Genomic DNA, 14,648 nt, shown 5'->3' on the forward strand with positions numbered 1-14,648 from the left:
GGTCCGCCAGTCTCGCCGCAACCAGCCTATGCCCGAACCGGCGTAGAGCCCTGCTCCGAAGCCGCGAACATGCGTTGACAGTCGGTACGAGATCATCTGGGCATCCCAGTCGTCCGCGCTGAGCGGCCAACCGTGATGGAAGAAGATGACCTGCGCGTCGCGCGGACCCCAGTCCTTGTAGAAGATCTGAACGCCATCCTTTGTTGTGACGTATCCCATGATCAGCACTCCTTTTCGATATTCAAGTTGACAACCAGTGACGTGTACGGCGATCGTTGCTGCTCGGTAGCGGGCGACTCCTTTTGTGACGGTGACTGACGAAACGGCAACGTGACGATGGCGCTGGGATCCGGTCACTCTGCCGGCGACGCGCAGGCCGACGTCACCATTTGCGGCCTGGGTGAGACAATGCGCTCCGTTTGTTGAGACAATTCGAAATACTCGGTAGGCCGCGAGGCGGTCGCTTGCCCCCGAGTCAGTCGGGCTTCACCATGTAGTCGCCGGTCAACTTTAGGATTAAAGTCAACGTTAATGTCAATAGTTTTTTGGGGTGTGGCGTGAAAATCGGAGAGTTGGCGAAGCGCAGTGGTCTGACGGCCTCACGTATTCGTTTCTACGAGGCAGAGGGATTGATCAGGGTGGTGGAGCGCCAAGCGAATGGCTATCGGGAGTATCCCCCGGAGGCGGAAATTCTCCTGGGGTTGATCTCGATCGCGCAGCAGGCGGGGTTTACGCTCGAGCAGATTCGACAACTGCTACCGGTCGGCCCGGGCGCATGGGATCATCGCGCATTGCTCGATGCACTCAAGCAGAAGGTGGAGGAGATCGATGGCATCCGCAAGCGTCTCGACCATACCCGGGCCCAACTTGTCGTCGCGATCGCGAGTATCGAGGACAGGCCGGACGGAATTGAATGTGTCGACAACAAGAAGCGCGTGCTGGACCGTCTCCGCGAAGCAGGAATTACGCCTGATTTAGGCAAGCCCGACGGTTCCACCACCGGCTGATCCCCACACCTGCCGAGCAAGCGCGCCGTGCGGCGAGCGCGCTTGCCTTCCAGCGCGCCGACTGGGATATCCGTTCCGGATCCGTCAGTGACTGACCAAACGCCGCAGCCGGAGGTCCCCGTCGTCCGTTCGGTTCGGGATTCGCATAAGCCAGCGGCTGCGGCGTAGACCACGCGTATCGATTCATTCCGATTCGTTGCGAAGTACTTGACCTTAAAGTCATATTCAATCTTAGAGTGATTGTTGCCGGCTGTTAATCGGTATGCCTCTTCAGGCTCGCCTGCCGGTTCAATCACCGAGAAAGGTCAACGAATATGGATAAGCGGTTCATTCAGGTCGAGTTTGGCGAGCACAAGGTCGAGGTGCCTGCCGGCGGCTACTATGACCGTTACCGGATGAACCCGGATCTCGATGAGGTGGCGAGAGACCCTGCCGCAGGAAACATCGATTTTTTTCGCAGGATCCCGAAGCGGCTCGTCACATCCACGGTTGGTCCGACGTGGGCGCCGAACTTCTACTACCGCTCAAGTAACGTTCAGCTGCTGTTCCTGGCGCCTGCCGATCGATTGCGTGCAATGTTGCCGACGCCTCTCGAGCCACTGCGCGCCTATCCGGGCCATGGACTCGTGGCGTTGACCTTCTTCTCGTATTCCGTTTGCGATAACGACCCCTACGACGAAGTTTCCGTAGCGGTGGTGATCCGCCGGCCGGGGGCGCGGGGGCCCCATGCGCCGGAACTGCTCGCTTCCATGCGACGCCGCAGCTTCCACGCGCATGTTCTTGCGCTGCCGGTGACCACGGAAATCGCGCGGGTGCGCGGACTGTATGGATATCAGTTGCCAAAATGGCGCACGGAAATCGGCGTGCACATCGGCGCCGACGTAAAAGCCAGCATCGCCGGTCCCGGCGGCAAGCCGGACCTGACCTTGCGTGCGCCGCTTCCCGAGTTGCGCAATGTTCCGTCGCAGTCGCATATGGCGACGGCAACCATGATCAACCGGATCGACGGCGAGTGGCACCAGACACTGGTGCAGACCAACATGCTGTCGTTCGTGCAGCGACTCTTTCCGCGCGACGTCGAACTGTCGCGGCACGGCGGGCCGTTGAGTCAGCTGCTTGACGGACTCGGAGCGTCCACCGTGCTTCGTATGGACGTCGTCAAGGACGCGCAACTGGTCCTGAACATGCCCACCCGTCTGGGCACTTTCGCACCCAAGACATGAAGATAGGGGATCTGGCGGAGCGTACTGGCCTGACGCCGTCGCGCATCCGCTTCTATGAACGCATCGGCCTGTTGACGGCCGTCGAGCGGCAACCCAACGGCTATCGGATCTATTCGCCGGACGCTGTGGTCGTGCTCGGTCTGGTCACGGCAGCACAAAAGGCCGGCTTCAGCCTGGACGAGATCCGCATGTTGTTGCCGCCCGACCTCGTGCAGTGGCAGCGCGGTGCGCTGCTCGAGGCGCTCCGTCATAAGGTGCGGGATATCGAGACCATGCAGGTGAAGCTGGCGCAGAACAAGGTGCATCTCGTGTCGTTGATGGCCGAGATCGAGGCCAAGCCCGACGAGATCGATTGCAGCGCCAATGCAACGCGCCTGTTGTCGCAGATGCAGTCGAGGGAACTGGACGGTGCGGCCCGAACGAAGGGCGCCGGCAAGGCCGGACGCCGCCGACCGTCCGGAAAAGGCTAGGCGAGGATGTCCGCTGGCGTCCCGGGCTGCCTGCCGTTACAGGAGAGCCGCGACCTGCTCGGCCGTTGCTTTTGCCGATTGGGGATTCTGCCCTGTTACCAAGCGGCCATCTGTAACGACTTTCGACGTGAACGGCAGCAACGCTTTTTCGTAAAGTGCGCCGCGCCTCACCATCTCTTCCTCGGCGTTGTAGGGCACTTTCTTCGCGACGCCCGCAAGCACCTCCTCCACCCACGAGTAGCCGGTGAGGCGGCGGCCGGCGACGAGCAGTGTGCCGTTGGCGAGTCTCGTATTCAGCAAGCCGCAGTAGCCATGGCATACGGACGACACGATACCGCCGCGCTCGTAGATGTCTCGCGTGAGCCGTTGAAGTCCGGCATCGTCGGGAAAGTCCCACATGACGGCGTGCCCGCCCGTGAAATAGATCGCATCGAAATCCGCCGGATCGATCTGATCGGGGCTTGCCGTCGTCGCCAAAAGCTTCTGGCGGTCCTTGTCGTTCAGCCACTCCTTTACCGAGGCATCGGCGAGCGGCCATTTCAGCGAGCGAGGTTCCAGCGGGGACTCGCCACCCCTGGGGCTGACGAGGCGCTGGTCGTACCCGTGTTCGGCGAAGACGTGCCACGCATGGGTCAGTTCCGACAACCACAGGCCGGTCGGCTCGGATTGATCCGCGTAGTTGGCGACGTTGCTGACAACGTGAAGTATGCGTTTGGTCATGGTGAGTCTCCCTTCATCGGTCACAGGCGATAGCCGCGAACATGTCGCCCTTTGCCTGATGCCACAAGCGTGACCATGGGCTCGTAGCGCATGCCATGGCAAACCATAACCTTCAAGTTAAGTCTATGGTCAAGCTTTTTTGCGTTCCTTCGGCTGAGCAGTGCTTCGCGCTGACCACATCATTCGGCGGTATCGATGCAAGCACGTGACTCTCATGTGCACGTTATCGGTCGAGGGCGAGCTGAGGAGTCCAGGGAGCTTCGTTCCCGACGTCACGCCAGGTCGTTCATCATGAACGCACCGATGAAGGCGATCATGCGTAGGCGCCGACGCGGAAGTGCGATTCAGATAGCGTCGGTGCAAACTGCAATGCGGTCGATGGACGGGCACTGGACGGCAACAGTCGCCTTCCGGAGTACGCGGTGCCCGCCTGGGTCTGCCGTTATCAGGAGCCGCAGTCTGCTCGGCTGGCGTCCTTGTGGATTGCGTATTCTGGCCGGTCACCGTGCGACCAGCCAAAAGTTATTTGCGTCCGGGCGCTTGACATTAAAGTTTGGTTTGACCTTAAGGTGCGGGTAGTAGGCTGGGCCATTGTGATACGAGGCAAGGAAGCGATACATGGATCTTGACGTCAACCACCAACGGGTCAACGTCGACTGCGACCCGGCTACCCCGTTGCTGTGGGTGCTGCGTGACCACCTGAACCTGACGGGCACGAAATTCGGCTGCGGCGTCGCTGCCTGCGGCGCGTGTACCGTGCATCTGGATGGTACGGCGGTACGATCTTGTGTCCTGCCCGTGGCAGCGGTCGCCGGCAAGCGTATCACCACGATCGAAGGGTTGGCGGAATCGCCGGAGAAACGCCATGCGTTACAGCAGGCGTGGGTCGACGAACAGGTACCTCAGTGCGGCTATTGCCAGTCCGGCATGCTGATGGCGGCGGCAGATCTGTTGACGAGACAGCCCGATCCGAGTGACGCCGATATCGACACGGCGATCACCAACCTGTGCCGTTGCGGGACCTATCCGCGCGTGCGCATAGCGATCAAGCGTGCGGCGAAAGTGCTGCGGGACGGCCACGCATGAGCGCCGACACCAGGATTGCACGCCCTGGGCGGCGCCGATTTCTGCTGGGGGCGGTTGGCCTTGGCGGTGCGCTGGTGGTGGGCTGGGGCGTGATGCCTCCACGCAGCCGGCTCGGTGATCCCGCGGTGTTTCCCGAAACGTCCGGTCAGATTGCCCTGAATGGCTGGATCAAGATCACCTCGGAAGGCAATGCGATCCTGGCCATGCCGCGTGTCGAGATGGGGCAGGGAATCCACACTGGGCTGTCGATGTTGGCCGCGGAGGAACTGGATATTCCGCTGACGCGGGTGAGCATCGAGTCATCGCCGATCGAACGCATCTACGGTAATGTCGTCGCAATGGGCGACAGCTCGCTGCCGCTGCATCCGGACGACGCGGACAAGCTCTGGGCGCGCGCACTGCATTGGATTATGGCCAAGAGCGCGCGCGAAATCGGTCTCATCATCACCGGCGGCAGCAGCAGCATGGTCGACGGGTGGCAACCCGTGCGCGAGGCCGCCGCAACCGCGCGCGCCACGCTGGTGGAGGCAGCCGCGCGCGAATGGGGCGTGCAGTCGACGCTGGTGACGGTGCGGGAAGGGCAACTCATCGGGCCGGGCGGAAAGCAGATGCCTTTCAGCGCGGTCGCGCAGAAGGCACGCGAGATTGCTCCGCCGTCCAATGTCACGCTCAAGCCCGCTTCGCAATATCAACTGGTGGGCAAGCCTGCGCCGCGCAACGACATCGCCGCCAAGACCGATGGCAGCGCGCGCTTCGCCATCGACGTGAGGCCGCCCGGCATGCTGTATGCCGCTGTCGTTATGTGCCCGGTATTGGGCGGCAAGCTCAAGACCTTCAACTCGAAAGCGGCCCTTGTGATGCCCGGCGTGCGGTATGTCGTGCCGTTCGACGGCTCGACGGGCGGCGCTCCGGGCGTCGCCGTGGTGGCAGACCATTACTGGCAGGCACGCCAAGCCCTTGGGGCACTCGAACCCGAGTGGGACAATGGCCCACATGCCACCCTGGATTCGGCTGACATCCATCAACAACTCGTCGGCGCGCTGAACAGCGACAAGGGGAGCTTCACCTACCGTTCGACGGGTGATGGGCTGAAGGCCTTTGAGAATGCACAGGGTGCGACCATTGTCGAGGCCGAATACAGTGCGCCGTATCTTGCGCATGCCACGATGGAGCCTATCAACTGCACGGCGCAGGTGACCAAGAATCGAGTGCAGCTTTGGGCACCCACGCAGGTCGCCACGCTGGCCCAACTGGTCGCAGCCCGCGCGGCAGGCGTGAGCCGCGACCAGGTACACATCGAGATCCCGCTCATCGGAGGCGGCTTCGGGCGACGGTTGGAGTCGGACTTTGTCGGGCAGGCGGTGACGATCGCCGCCAGGACGGCAGGCCGCCCGGTGCAGGTGATCTGGTCGCGCGAAGATGACATCAAGCACGACTTCTACCGCCCCCAGGCCATCGCACGGCTGAAGGCTCGCGTCGAGAACGGCAGGGTGACGGCCATCGCCTCGCGCAGTGCGGGCCAGTCGATCCTGGCCGGCGAGTTGGAGCGCCTGTTCGGTGCGCCGTCGCTCGACATTGACCGCTATACGGCCGAAGGTTTGTTCGACCAACCGTATGAGATCGAGCACGAACACATTGCGCATCTGGTGGTCGACTTACCGGTACCCATCGGGTTCTGGCGCAGCGTCGGCCACTCGTACACGGGGTTCTTCCTCGAAGGTTTCCTGAACGATGTGGCTGCCGCTGCCAAGCTCGATCCGCTGGCGATGCGGCGAGACTTGCTCAAAGCGCATCCGCGTGAGCGGAAGGTGCTCGACATCGCGGCGCAGACGGCAGGCTGGGGCCAGCCGCTCGCGCCCGCCGCCGATGGCGCACCGCGTGCGCGCGGGCTGGCGCTGCACAACGCATTCGGCTCCGTGGTGGCACAGGTGGTGGAGGTGTCGCTCAAGGATGGCAAGCCACGTGTGCATCGCGTCGTCTGCGTGGCGGACTGTGGAACGGTGGTCAACCCCGGCATCGTCGCGCAGCAGATGGAAGGCGGGATCATCTTCGGGCTGAGCGCTGCGTTGTACGGCCAGATTCAGATCAAGGACGGACGGGTCATTCAATCCAACTTCCCCGACTATCCGGTCTTGAAGATGGCGGAGGCGCCAGCGATCGAAATCCACGTCGTGCCGAGCACGGCCGAACCGACCGGGGTCGGTGAAATTGCCGTGCCTCCGGTCGCGCCAGCCGTGGCGCACGCCGTCGCGCAACTCACCGGCAAGTCGGTGCGGCAGTTGCCGATGGTGTAGGTCAGAAATTCGCGAGGCAAGGCACTGTGGAGGTTTTGGGCAAGCTCGAAGAACGTCGAGCTTGCCGAAGCAGTCTGCTAACCACGGGTGTCTGAGTGAGTTTTCAACGTGGTTCGCCGCTGATTGAAGGCCTAGGACGCTACACACGAAGCTCGCGGCATTAACGGACCCACGGGGAATCGCAACTGCGTTACGTCGGGCTGTCGAGAGCAAAGCAACTGTTGCATCTTATCGGTGATGAAGATGTCGCGTCTTTCTTCACACCTGCCACGACCTGGTCTCCTAGGTTGCAGCGCCCATGCCGGCGTGCCGGCATGCTCTCCTGGTCTCGATGACAACGTCATGCCGGAATTTTCCACTTCCAAACGGGACAGTCTTGTGGACCCAGGCTAGGGTCGGTTTCAACTTGAACGAAAAAATTCCAAGTTGGACGCATCTCGACAGTCGGGCCGGACTGATAGACCGTCGGTCTCACGCTTGCTCTCGTGAAATTGTCATGCTAGTTTTTCATGAAATTTCTCGGCGTAATTTTCACGGGAGTCCGCATGTTCGTGCAGTCCGACCGTCACGTCGCAAGCTACTACGCCGGCACCTACCCGGCGCCGATCCCGCATCGGCCGGTGCTGGACGAACGCGTCGACGCCGACGTGCTGGTCGTTGGCGCGGGTTTCAGCGGGCTGCATACGGCGCTGCGGCTCGCGCTTGCCGGCAAGCGCGTCGTCATGCTGGAAGCGAGCCGCGTCGCGTGGGCCGCATCGGGCCGCAACGGCGGACAGGCGCTGCTCGGCTGGTCGTGCGACATGCAGCCCCTCGAGGATGCGCTCGGCCGCGACGGCGCGCGGCTGCTGTGGAACAGCATGCGCTGGGCGGCGGCCGAGGTGCGCGAACTGCCGGCGCGGCACGGGTTCGACATCGACTACCGGCCCGGCAGCCTGTGGGCCGCGGTGCGGCCGCGGCGCGTCGCGATGCTGGCGCAGGCGCGCGACGAGGCGGCCGAGCGCTGGGGCTACGATCGGTTGCGCGTGATCGGGCGCGGCGAGATGCCTGAATGGATCGGCGGCACGCGCTATCTGGCCGCGCTTCACGATCCGGAGGCCGGCCACCTGAACCCGCTGAAGCTCGCGCTCGGCCTCGCGCAGACGATCGAGCGCGCGGGCGGCCGCATCTTCGAACAGAGTCGCGTGCTCGACTGCCGCGAGACGGCCGGCGGCCACGTCGCCCGCACGACGCGTGGCGAAGTGCGCGCGGACGTGCTGGTGCTCGCCTGCAATGCGTACGTCGACCGGCTCGACCGCGATCTCGCGCGCCGGCTGCTGCCGGTCGGCACGTATCAGGTCGCAACGGCGCCGCTCGCACCCGACGTCGCGCGTGCGCTGCTGCCGCGCAACAGTTGCGTGATCGACAACCAGTTCGTGCCCGACTACTTCCGCCTGAGCCCCGACAACCGGCTGCTGTTCGGCGGCGGCTGCACGTATCTCGGCGGCATGCCGGCCGATATCGCGGCGGCGACGCGCCCGCACCTCGAACGCGTGTTTCCGCACCTGGCCGGCGTGCCGCTCGACTACGCGTGGGGCGGTCACATCGACATCAGCATGCGCCGCACGCCGGACATCGGCCGCCACGGGCAGCGCTTCTGGCTGCAGGGTTTTTCGGGGCACGGCGTGCTGCCGACGCTCGCCGGGGCGCGCGCGGTGGCCGACGCCGTGCTCGGCGACACCCGTCTGCTCGCGCAGTACCAGCGCATCCGCAACCCGCGCTTTCCCGGCGGCGGCCGGCTGGCCGCGCCGCTCGAGGCGATCGGCAAGGCCTGGTACCGTTTGCGCGATACCGTTTGATTGCACCGGAATCCATCATGAACGAACAGGAAGAGATAGAAAGTCTGGCGATCCTGATCCGCGACCTGCGCAAGCATCGCAAGGTCACGCTGAACGATCTCGCCGAACGGATCGGCCGCTCGGTCGGCTTTCTGTCGCAGGTCGAGCGCGGGCTGTCGCGTCCGACGGTCGCGGATCTCACCGCGATCGGCGAGGCGCTCGGCGTGCCGACCACCTATTTCTACAGCCTGAGCAAGCCGCGCAGCGTGCCGTGGGTCACGCGGCCCGACGAACGCCGCACCGTGTATTACGCGGCCGGCATTACCGACATCCTCGTGTCGCCGAACATGCGGTCGCGTTTCTCGATCCTCGAAAGCCATCTCGGGCCGGGCGCGAGCAGCGGCGAGCGGCCGGTCGACGACAGCGACGAGCAGGGCGGCTTCGTGCTCGAAGGAGAACTGACGATCTGGATCGACGGCGACGACACGCCGGTCACGCTCGGCCCGAACGATGCGTTCCAGCTGCCCGCGCACAAGCGCTTCCGCTACGCGAACCTGACCGACGCGCCGACGCGCGTGATCTGGGTATTCACCTGAGTAGTCAGCGGGGCGGGCGGTGTTGGAGGCGGCCCCGCCGCGCAGCCTGTTTGCAGTACTGATCGACATGCGGCATGTGTTGCCCCGTGCGTCGCATGAATCCGGATCGCCGCGCCGCGGCACCGCCATACAAGACATGGAAAGGATGAGACATGGCTGACGTCGTTCCCGCGCTGGTCAGTGAAGTCCGCGCATTCCGGCAGGCGCACCCCGAGATCCGTTATGTCGACCTGATCTGCCTCGACCTGCCCGGGCACTTCTACGGCAAGCGCTATCCGATCGATGCGCTCGAGAAAGTCGCATCGGGCTCGCTGCTGAAGCTGCCGCAGAACTGCGTGCTGCTCGGCACGCAGGGCGGCCTCTACAAGATCGGCGACTACTGCTTCAACGACGGCGATCCCGATGCGCCGCGCCGCCTGATCCCCGGCACGCTGAAGCCCGTGCGCTGGGAGCGGCAACCGCTCGCGCAGATGCTGATCAGTTCCGATGGCACCGATTCCCCGATCGAATTCGAGCCGCGCGAGGTGCTCGCACGCGTGCTGCGGCGCTTCGCGGCGCGCGGCATCCGGCCGGTCGTCGCATTCGAGCTCGAGTTCTACCTGTTCGCCGCGCAGCTCGCGGACGGGATGCCGCAGTATCCGCGCGACCGCCTGAGCGACGACCGCGACGATCAGCCGAACATGCATATCGAGCGCCTGTCGCGTTTCTCCGACGTGCTGCACGAGATGGTCGAAGCCGCGTGCGAGCAGGGCGTCGATGCGACGGTGATCACCGCGGAGCTCGGGCCCGGCCAGTTCGAGATCAATTTCGGGCATACCGACGACGCGCTGCGCGCGGCCGACTGGTCGGCGCTGTTCTGTCGCAGCACGCGCGGTGTCGCGTTGCGGCATGGCTATCGCGCGAGCTTCATGGGCAAGCCGTATTTGCATGCGCCGGGCAGCGGCATGCACGTGCACGTGAGCCTGTATGACGACGCGGGGCGCAACCTGCTTGCGGCGGACGGGCAGCGGCCGTTGCGTCACGCGGTGGCCGGCTGCCTCGCGCTGCTGCCGCATTGCATGCCCGTGTTCGCGCCGAATCACAATGCGTTCCGCCGCTACGGGTCGATGGTCAACGCGGCGAGCCGCGCGAGCTGGGGTTTCGAGGATCGCGACGCGTGCATCCGCATTCCCGAGTCGGACGCCCGCAACCTGCGGATCGAGCACCGGCTCGCGAGTGCGGATGCGAACCCGTACCTGGTGCTCGCGGCGATTCTCAGCGGGATGGAGCACGGGCTCGATGCGCGCCTCGAACCGATCGCGCCACTCAACGAGGATCGCGGCAGCGGGATCGATTTTCCGAAGGAGATGCTGTCGTCGGTCGCCGCGATGCAGGATCATCCGGCCGTGCGCGACGGGCTCGGCAGCGAGTTCGTGATGGTGTATTGCGAGAACAAGCGGCAGGAGGAGCTGGATTTCCGCAACGAGATCGGCGCGCGGGAGTATCGGTGGTTTCTGTGAGCCGATGCCGCCGTCCGCACGGCTTATCGTCCGCGCGCCTGTTCCATCGGCAGGTGCGCGCCCCACGCGTTCGTCAGCGCTTCGATTTCGGCGACCGGATCGATCTGTTGTCGAGCGCTGTCGCTTACGTCGTCGCTGAATAACAGGTGCGCGAATTCACGCGCACGCTCGGTGATCGCGGCGGTTTTCCCGCTGCGCCGCAGCGTGAACGCCGCAAGCGCCGCATCGAGATCGCCGCCGTTGGCTGAATCGTATTCGTCGAGGCACCGGGCAAGATGCCACGCATCTTCGAGCGCCTGGCAGGCGCCTTGTCCGGAGGTCGGGAGCGGCGCGTGCGCGGCGTCGCCGATCAGCAGTACGTTGCCGCGGTGCCATGCGTCGACCGGGTCCAGATCGTGCACGCGGATCTTCGTGAGCGTGTCCGCTGGCGTCGCACGTATCACGTCCGTGACGGGCTCCGGCCACGGCGCGAAGCGCCGTTCCAGCATCCCGCGCGGATCGTCTTCCGCCGTATCGCACCTGTCGGCTTCCGGCCATGCCGCCGCCCAGTACACGCGATGCCGGTCCAGCGCGACGATGCCGAAGCGTTCGCGCGTGCCCCAGTAATCGAATATCGACACTTCGTCGACCAGCGGCGCATTGCTTTGCGCGACGCCGATCCAGTTGACGAAGCCCTGATAGACGGGGGTGTTGTCGCCGACCACATGACGTCGCGCGACGGAGTTCATGCGGCCGTCCGCGCCGATCACGAGATCGGGGGCGATCGTCGTGCCGTTGTCGAAGCGAACGACGGCGCGACCGTCCGCGCCGGTATCGATGGCCGTTGCGCCGTGGCCGAAGCGGACCTCGATGCCGCGCGCGGCGAGGTGCCGGGTCAGCACGGCCTGCAGGTCGCGCCGCAGGATCGACACCGTCGGGAAGCCCATGCGGCGGTCGAGCGCGCCGATCTCGGTGGCCTTGAGCAGGGTGCCGTGCCGGTCGATGCGCCGCATCGCATGCAGGCGGCCGCCGGCCTCGACGATGTCCGGCAGCAGGCCGAGCTGGGTGAGGACGAAGCCGGCATTCGGCCACAGCACCACGCCTGCGCCCATCGTCGATTCCGCCGGCCTGCGTTCGTACAGCCGGATCTCGTGGCCGCGCCCGGCGAGCGCGAGTGCGGTGCTCATGCCGGCCACGCCGGCGCCCAGGATTGCAATGTTCATGACGCTCCTTGCCTGTGTCGTGCGAACGCTCGCTGGCCGCGGGTGCGTGCCCGGGCGTCGCATTGACGGGATGAGCATCGTAAATTATGGTCTCTGGCGGGATAAGCCATCGAAATCGGCAGGCTTTGATACCTAAAACGGGATAATGATGCGTAGCAAGCTGGATCTGAATGCGGTGCGTGTGTTCGTGACGGTCGTCGATGAAGGCAGCTTTGCCGGCGCCTCACGCATGCTCGCGCTGCCGGGTTCCAACGTGAGCCGTCATGTGGCGCAACTGGAGTCGCGGCTCGGCGTACGTTTGCTCGAGCGCAGCACGCGGCACCTGCGGATGACCGAGGCCGGGCGGTTGCTGCACGAGCGTGCACGGCCGATGCTCGACGCGCTGACGCAGGCCGAATGCGAGCTGACGTCGCAGCAAACGGAATTGCGCGGCGTGTTGAAGCTTTGCGTCCCGGGCGAAATCGGGCCGCGCATGCTGGGGCCGATCGTCGCGGAATTCGCGAGCCGCCATCCGCGTGTCGAGATCGACTGCGACACCAGCCTCGCGGGCATGTCGACGCTGCGCGACGATATCGACCTGTCGATCATCGTCAATCGCGGCAAGCTGGACGACAGTGCGTTCGTCGTCAGGCCGCTCGCGAGTTTGCCGAGCGTCGTCGTGGCCGCGCCGTCACTGGTCGCGCGGGTCGGGATGCCCGGCCTGACGGAGCAGCTTCGGCAGTTGCCGTGCATCACGACGTTGAGCACGCTGAAAGGGCAGCCGTGGCAGTTCGCCGATCGCGACGGACGGATTCACAAGATTCCGGTGGCGAGCCGGTATCGCGTCAATAGCGGCGAGATGGCGGGCCTCGCGGCGGTGAACGGGATCGGCTTCGCGATTCTGGTCGAACGCGCGTGCGCGGTGGAGCTTGCCGAAGGGCGGCTGGTGCGCGTGCCGCTGGAGATGGCGCCGGCGCCGCTGCAGCTGCATGCCGCTTACGCGAGCCGGAATTCGGTCAACGCGAAGATTCGCGCGCTGCTGCAGCTGATGCAGGAACGATTGGCGACGGAGGAGGCGCTGCCGTCATCGCGACCGCTTCGGTAGGGCGCGCCAGTAGCGCACTTCCTCGATCGGCGTACCGTCGATCTCGAAGGTCTTGATGTCGTCTTCGGCGACGAAACCTTCGCGTTCGTAGAATGCTCTTGCCCGACGGTTTTTGACCAGCACCCACAGCGACACCCATGCATGACCCGCGTCGTGCAGCGCCCGGCATGCATGGTCGACCAGCCGCGCACCGATCCCTTGCCCGCAATGCGCAGGATGCAGATAGATCGCTTCGATTTCGCCCCACGCCCGGTCCTTGTCGGCGTCGCGCGTCGGGCCGTACGCGATCCAGCCGGTCGGTGCGTGGTTCGCGAACGCGAGCGCGACGCATGGCCGGCCCGCGTCGAGTACCGCGCGCCACGCGGCCGTGCGCTTTTCGACCGACAGGCCGGCGAGGAACGGGGCCGGCATGATGTCCGTGTAGGTCGCTTGCCACGACGCGACGTGGATGCCGGCGATGGTCGGTGCATCGGCGGCGGTGGCCGCGCGGATGTCGATCGTCGTCGTATTCGATGCCATGCGCCCTCCGTGCGGCCGGTTGCCGGTTGCCGCGCTGCCGCCTGCCGGATTCACGTCGCCGGATCCAGGCTGGCGTCGATGGCGAAACGGTAGTGGATGTCCACGTGTGATGCGTTGCCCGGTGCGTCGGTTTTCTTCAGCACGAACTCGAACGCGGGTTCGAACCAGCCGTCGCGTGCGATTTCTCCGCCGAGGATCTCGACGTCGTACCAGCCGTTGTCGATTTCAATGACGGGCCTGCCTGGTTCGCGATAGCGCGCAAGCAGCGCATTCACCGTGTCGTCGGTGAAACGTTCGAGAATGCGCCACGTGTAGAGCATCACCGCACGATGCGCGACGCGCAATACGTACCCGCCGCGTCGATGCTGCAGGCGGCTGCCTGTCTTCAACAGTTCGGGCGTGCCGTCGTCCAGCGTGAAGATGACCGTATATGGATGATTCTCGATGCCGGCCAGCGGAATGACGATGCCTTCGAGCACCGCGTGGTCGCCGCTGTCGCCGGTCGTGAACGCCGATGCGACGTCGTCCGGCAGCCCGTGTTCGTCCTTGTAGCGTTTCAGCAGCAGAAGATCGCCGACGAGAAAGTAGTCGATCAGATCGTTGAGGACTTCGGCGAATTGATGCCGCATCGTCGTTCCTTTCGAGCAGCGTGCCGTGCCGCGACGTGCTTCGCGGCACGGCACGCGTGGCGACCTTATTCGCCGAGCTTCGACGTCACGCAGCCGGTGCTCGAGCATTCGCGCTCACGCTCGCGCAGGAACGACAGTCGCGATTGCGTCATGTCGTTCGCGCACTGGATGTCGACGAGGTAGCTGCTGCCGCGCGTTTCGCTGCACTGCGCATCGCGTTGCTTCAGCCACGCGAGCTGGCCGGCCTTCAGCGTCGCCTGCTGGTCGCCGCTCAGTTGCTTGCGCAACCGGCCGTATTCGTCGTTGAGATCGCGGTCGGACTGCGAGAACTGCGTGCTCGTGCAATAGACCTGGTCGAACGCGCTGCGCGGCTTTCCGCAGCCGGCCGCGTGCGCGGCGAACGGAACGGCGAGCGCGAGCAACGCGCAGGCTGCGAGCAGATTCTTTTTCTTCATGGTGATGCTCCTGACTGGGTGAAAACCGTTGAACGCGACGGGCGAGACCG

At 64.7% G+C, this 14,648-nt stretch carries 15 protein-coding genes; 9 read left to right on the plus strand and 6 right to left on the minus strand.

The genetic code is table 11. The features are described from left to right. The coding region (locus DFS13_RS41005) for an alpha/beta fold hydrolase (RefSeq protein ID WP_258399112.1) at nt 1-219 on the minus strand (219 nt) is incomplete at its 3' end. Nucleotides 220-557: 338 nt separating this feature from the next. Between DFS13_RS41005 and DFS13_RS36220 the strand changes: the two genes are divergently transcribed. From DFS13_RS36220 to DFS13_RS36230, 3 genes are all read left to right on the plus strand, one after another. Further along, nucleotides 558-1,007, plus strand: coding sequence for a MerR family transcriptional regulator (locus DFS13_RS36220; RefSeq protein WP_012493480.1), 450 nt, complete (start codon nt 558-560; stop codon nt 1,005-1,007). A gap of 314 nt (nt 1,008-1,321) precedes the next feature. After that, nucleotides 1,322-2,230, plus strand: coding sequence for an acetoacetate decarboxylase family protein (locus DFS13_RS36225; protein WP_006492917.1), 909 nt, complete (start codon nt 1,322-1,324; stop codon nt 2,228-2,230). Beyond that, a complete protein-coding gene (locus DFS13_RS36230) occupies nt 2,227-2,700 on the plus strand; it encodes a MerR family transcriptional regulator (RefSeq protein WP_006490276.1) in 474 nt (157 codons plus the stop codon). The genes DFS13_RS36225 and DFS13_RS36230 overlap by 4 nt, the downstream gene beginning before the upstream one ends. Before the next feature lie 36 nt (nt 2,701-2,736). On the opposite strand, the gene DFS13_RS36235 is transcribed toward DFS13_RS36230, so the two are convergent. Then, nucleotides 2,737-3,420 (minus strand): type 1 glutamine amidotransferase domain-containing protein, encoded by a 684-nt coding sequence (locus DFS13_RS36235; RefSeq protein WP_006490335.1) that lies wholly within the window; start codon nt 3,418-3,420, stop codon nt 2,737-2,739. A gap of 618 nt (nt 3,421-4,038) precedes the next feature. On the opposite strand from DFS13_RS36235, the gene DFS13_RS36240 reads away from it, so the two are divergent. From DFS13_RS36240 to DFS13_RS36260, 5 genes are all read left to right on the plus strand, one after another. After that, a complete protein-coding gene (locus DFS13_RS36240) occupies nt 4,039-4,506 on the plus strand; it encodes a (2Fe-2S)-binding protein (protein WP_048989390.1) in 468 nt (155 codons plus the stop codon). Beyond that, nucleotides 4,503-6,800, plus strand: a complete 2,298-nt coding sequence (locus DFS13_RS36245) for a molybdopterin cofactor-binding domain-containing protein (RefSeq protein WP_111442773.1) — start codon at nt 4,503-4,505, stop codon at nt 6,798-6,800. Before DFS13_RS36240 ends, DFS13_RS36245 begins: the two co-directional genes overlap by 4 nt. A 545-nt stretch (nt 6,801-7,345) precedes the next feature. After that, entirely contained in the window at nt 7,346-8,635 is a 1,290-nt protein-coding gene (locus DFS13_RS36250; protein ID WP_111442774.1) for an FAD-binding oxidoreductase, read from the plus strand. 17 nt (nt 8,636-8,652) lie between these two features. Next, on the plus strand, nt 8,653-9,210 hold the full coding sequence (locus DFS13_RS36255; protein WP_006490367.1) for a helix-turn-helix domain-containing protein: 558 nt from the start codon (nt 8,653-8,655) through the stop codon (nt 9,208-9,210). A 152-nt stretch (nt 9,211-9,362) separates the two neighbouring features. Beyond that, nucleotides 9,363-10,709 carry a glutamine synthetase family protein gene (locus tag DFS13_RS36260; protein WP_006490374.1) on the plus strand — a complete coding sequence of 449 codons (1,347 nt, stop codon included), beginning with the start codon at nt 9,363-9,365 and terminating at the stop codon, nt 10,707-10,709. Nucleotides 10,710-10,732: 23 nt separating this feature from the next. Here DFS13_RS36260 and DFS13_RS36265 read toward each other — a convergent pair whose 3' ends face one another. Continuing rightward, nucleotides 10,733-11,911 carry an FAD-dependent oxidoreductase gene (locus DFS13_RS36265; protein ID WP_111442775.1) on the minus strand — a complete coding sequence of 393 codons (1,179 nt, stop codon included), beginning with the start codon at nt 11,909-11,911 and terminating at the stop codon, nt 10,733-10,735. Nucleotides 11,912-12,059: 148 nt separating this feature from the next. On the opposite strand from DFS13_RS36265, the gene DFS13_RS36270 reads away from it, so the two are divergent. After that, complete coding sequence (locus tag DFS13_RS36270) at nt 12,060-12,995, plus strand: LysR family transcriptional regulator (RefSeq protein WP_048989462.1); 936 nt, start codon at nt 12,060-12,062, stop codon at nt 12,993-12,995. On the opposite strand, the gene DFS13_RS36275 is transcribed toward DFS13_RS36270, so the two are convergent. The 3 genes from DFS13_RS36275 to DFS13_RS36285 all read right to left on the minus strand — a co-directional run bounded on the left by DFS13_RS36275 (nt 12,975) and on the right by DFS13_RS36285 (nt 14,598). Then, on the minus strand, nt 12,975-13,514 hold the full coding sequence (locus DFS13_RS36275) for a GNAT family N-acetyltransferase (protein ID WP_111442776.1): 540 nt from the start codon (nt 13,512-13,514) through the stop codon (nt 12,975-12,977). The two genes, DFS13_RS36270 and DFS13_RS36275, sit on opposite strands and share 21 nt — an antisense overlap. Nucleotides 13,515-13,564: 50 nt before the next feature. Then, nucleotides 13,565-14,143, minus strand: a complete 579-nt coding sequence (locus DFS13_RS36280; protein ID WP_034202095.1) for a hypothetical protein — start codon at nt 14,141-14,143, stop codon at nt 13,565-13,567. 65 nt (nt 14,144-14,208) lie between these two features. Continuing rightward, complete coding sequence (locus DFS13_RS36285; RefSeq protein WP_006490376.1) at nt 14,209-14,598, minus strand: lysozyme inhibitor LprI family protein; 390 nt, start codon at nt 14,596-14,598, stop codon at nt 14,209-14,211. Nucleotides 14,599-14,648: the final 50 nt, after the last annotated feature.

It is taken from the genome of Burkholderia sp. 28_3 (genome assembly GCF_003253915.1).
In the GTDB taxonomy this organism is placed as follows: Bacteria; Pseudomonadota; Gammaproteobacteria; order Burkholderiales; family Burkholderiaceae; genus Burkholderia; species Burkholderia cenocepacia.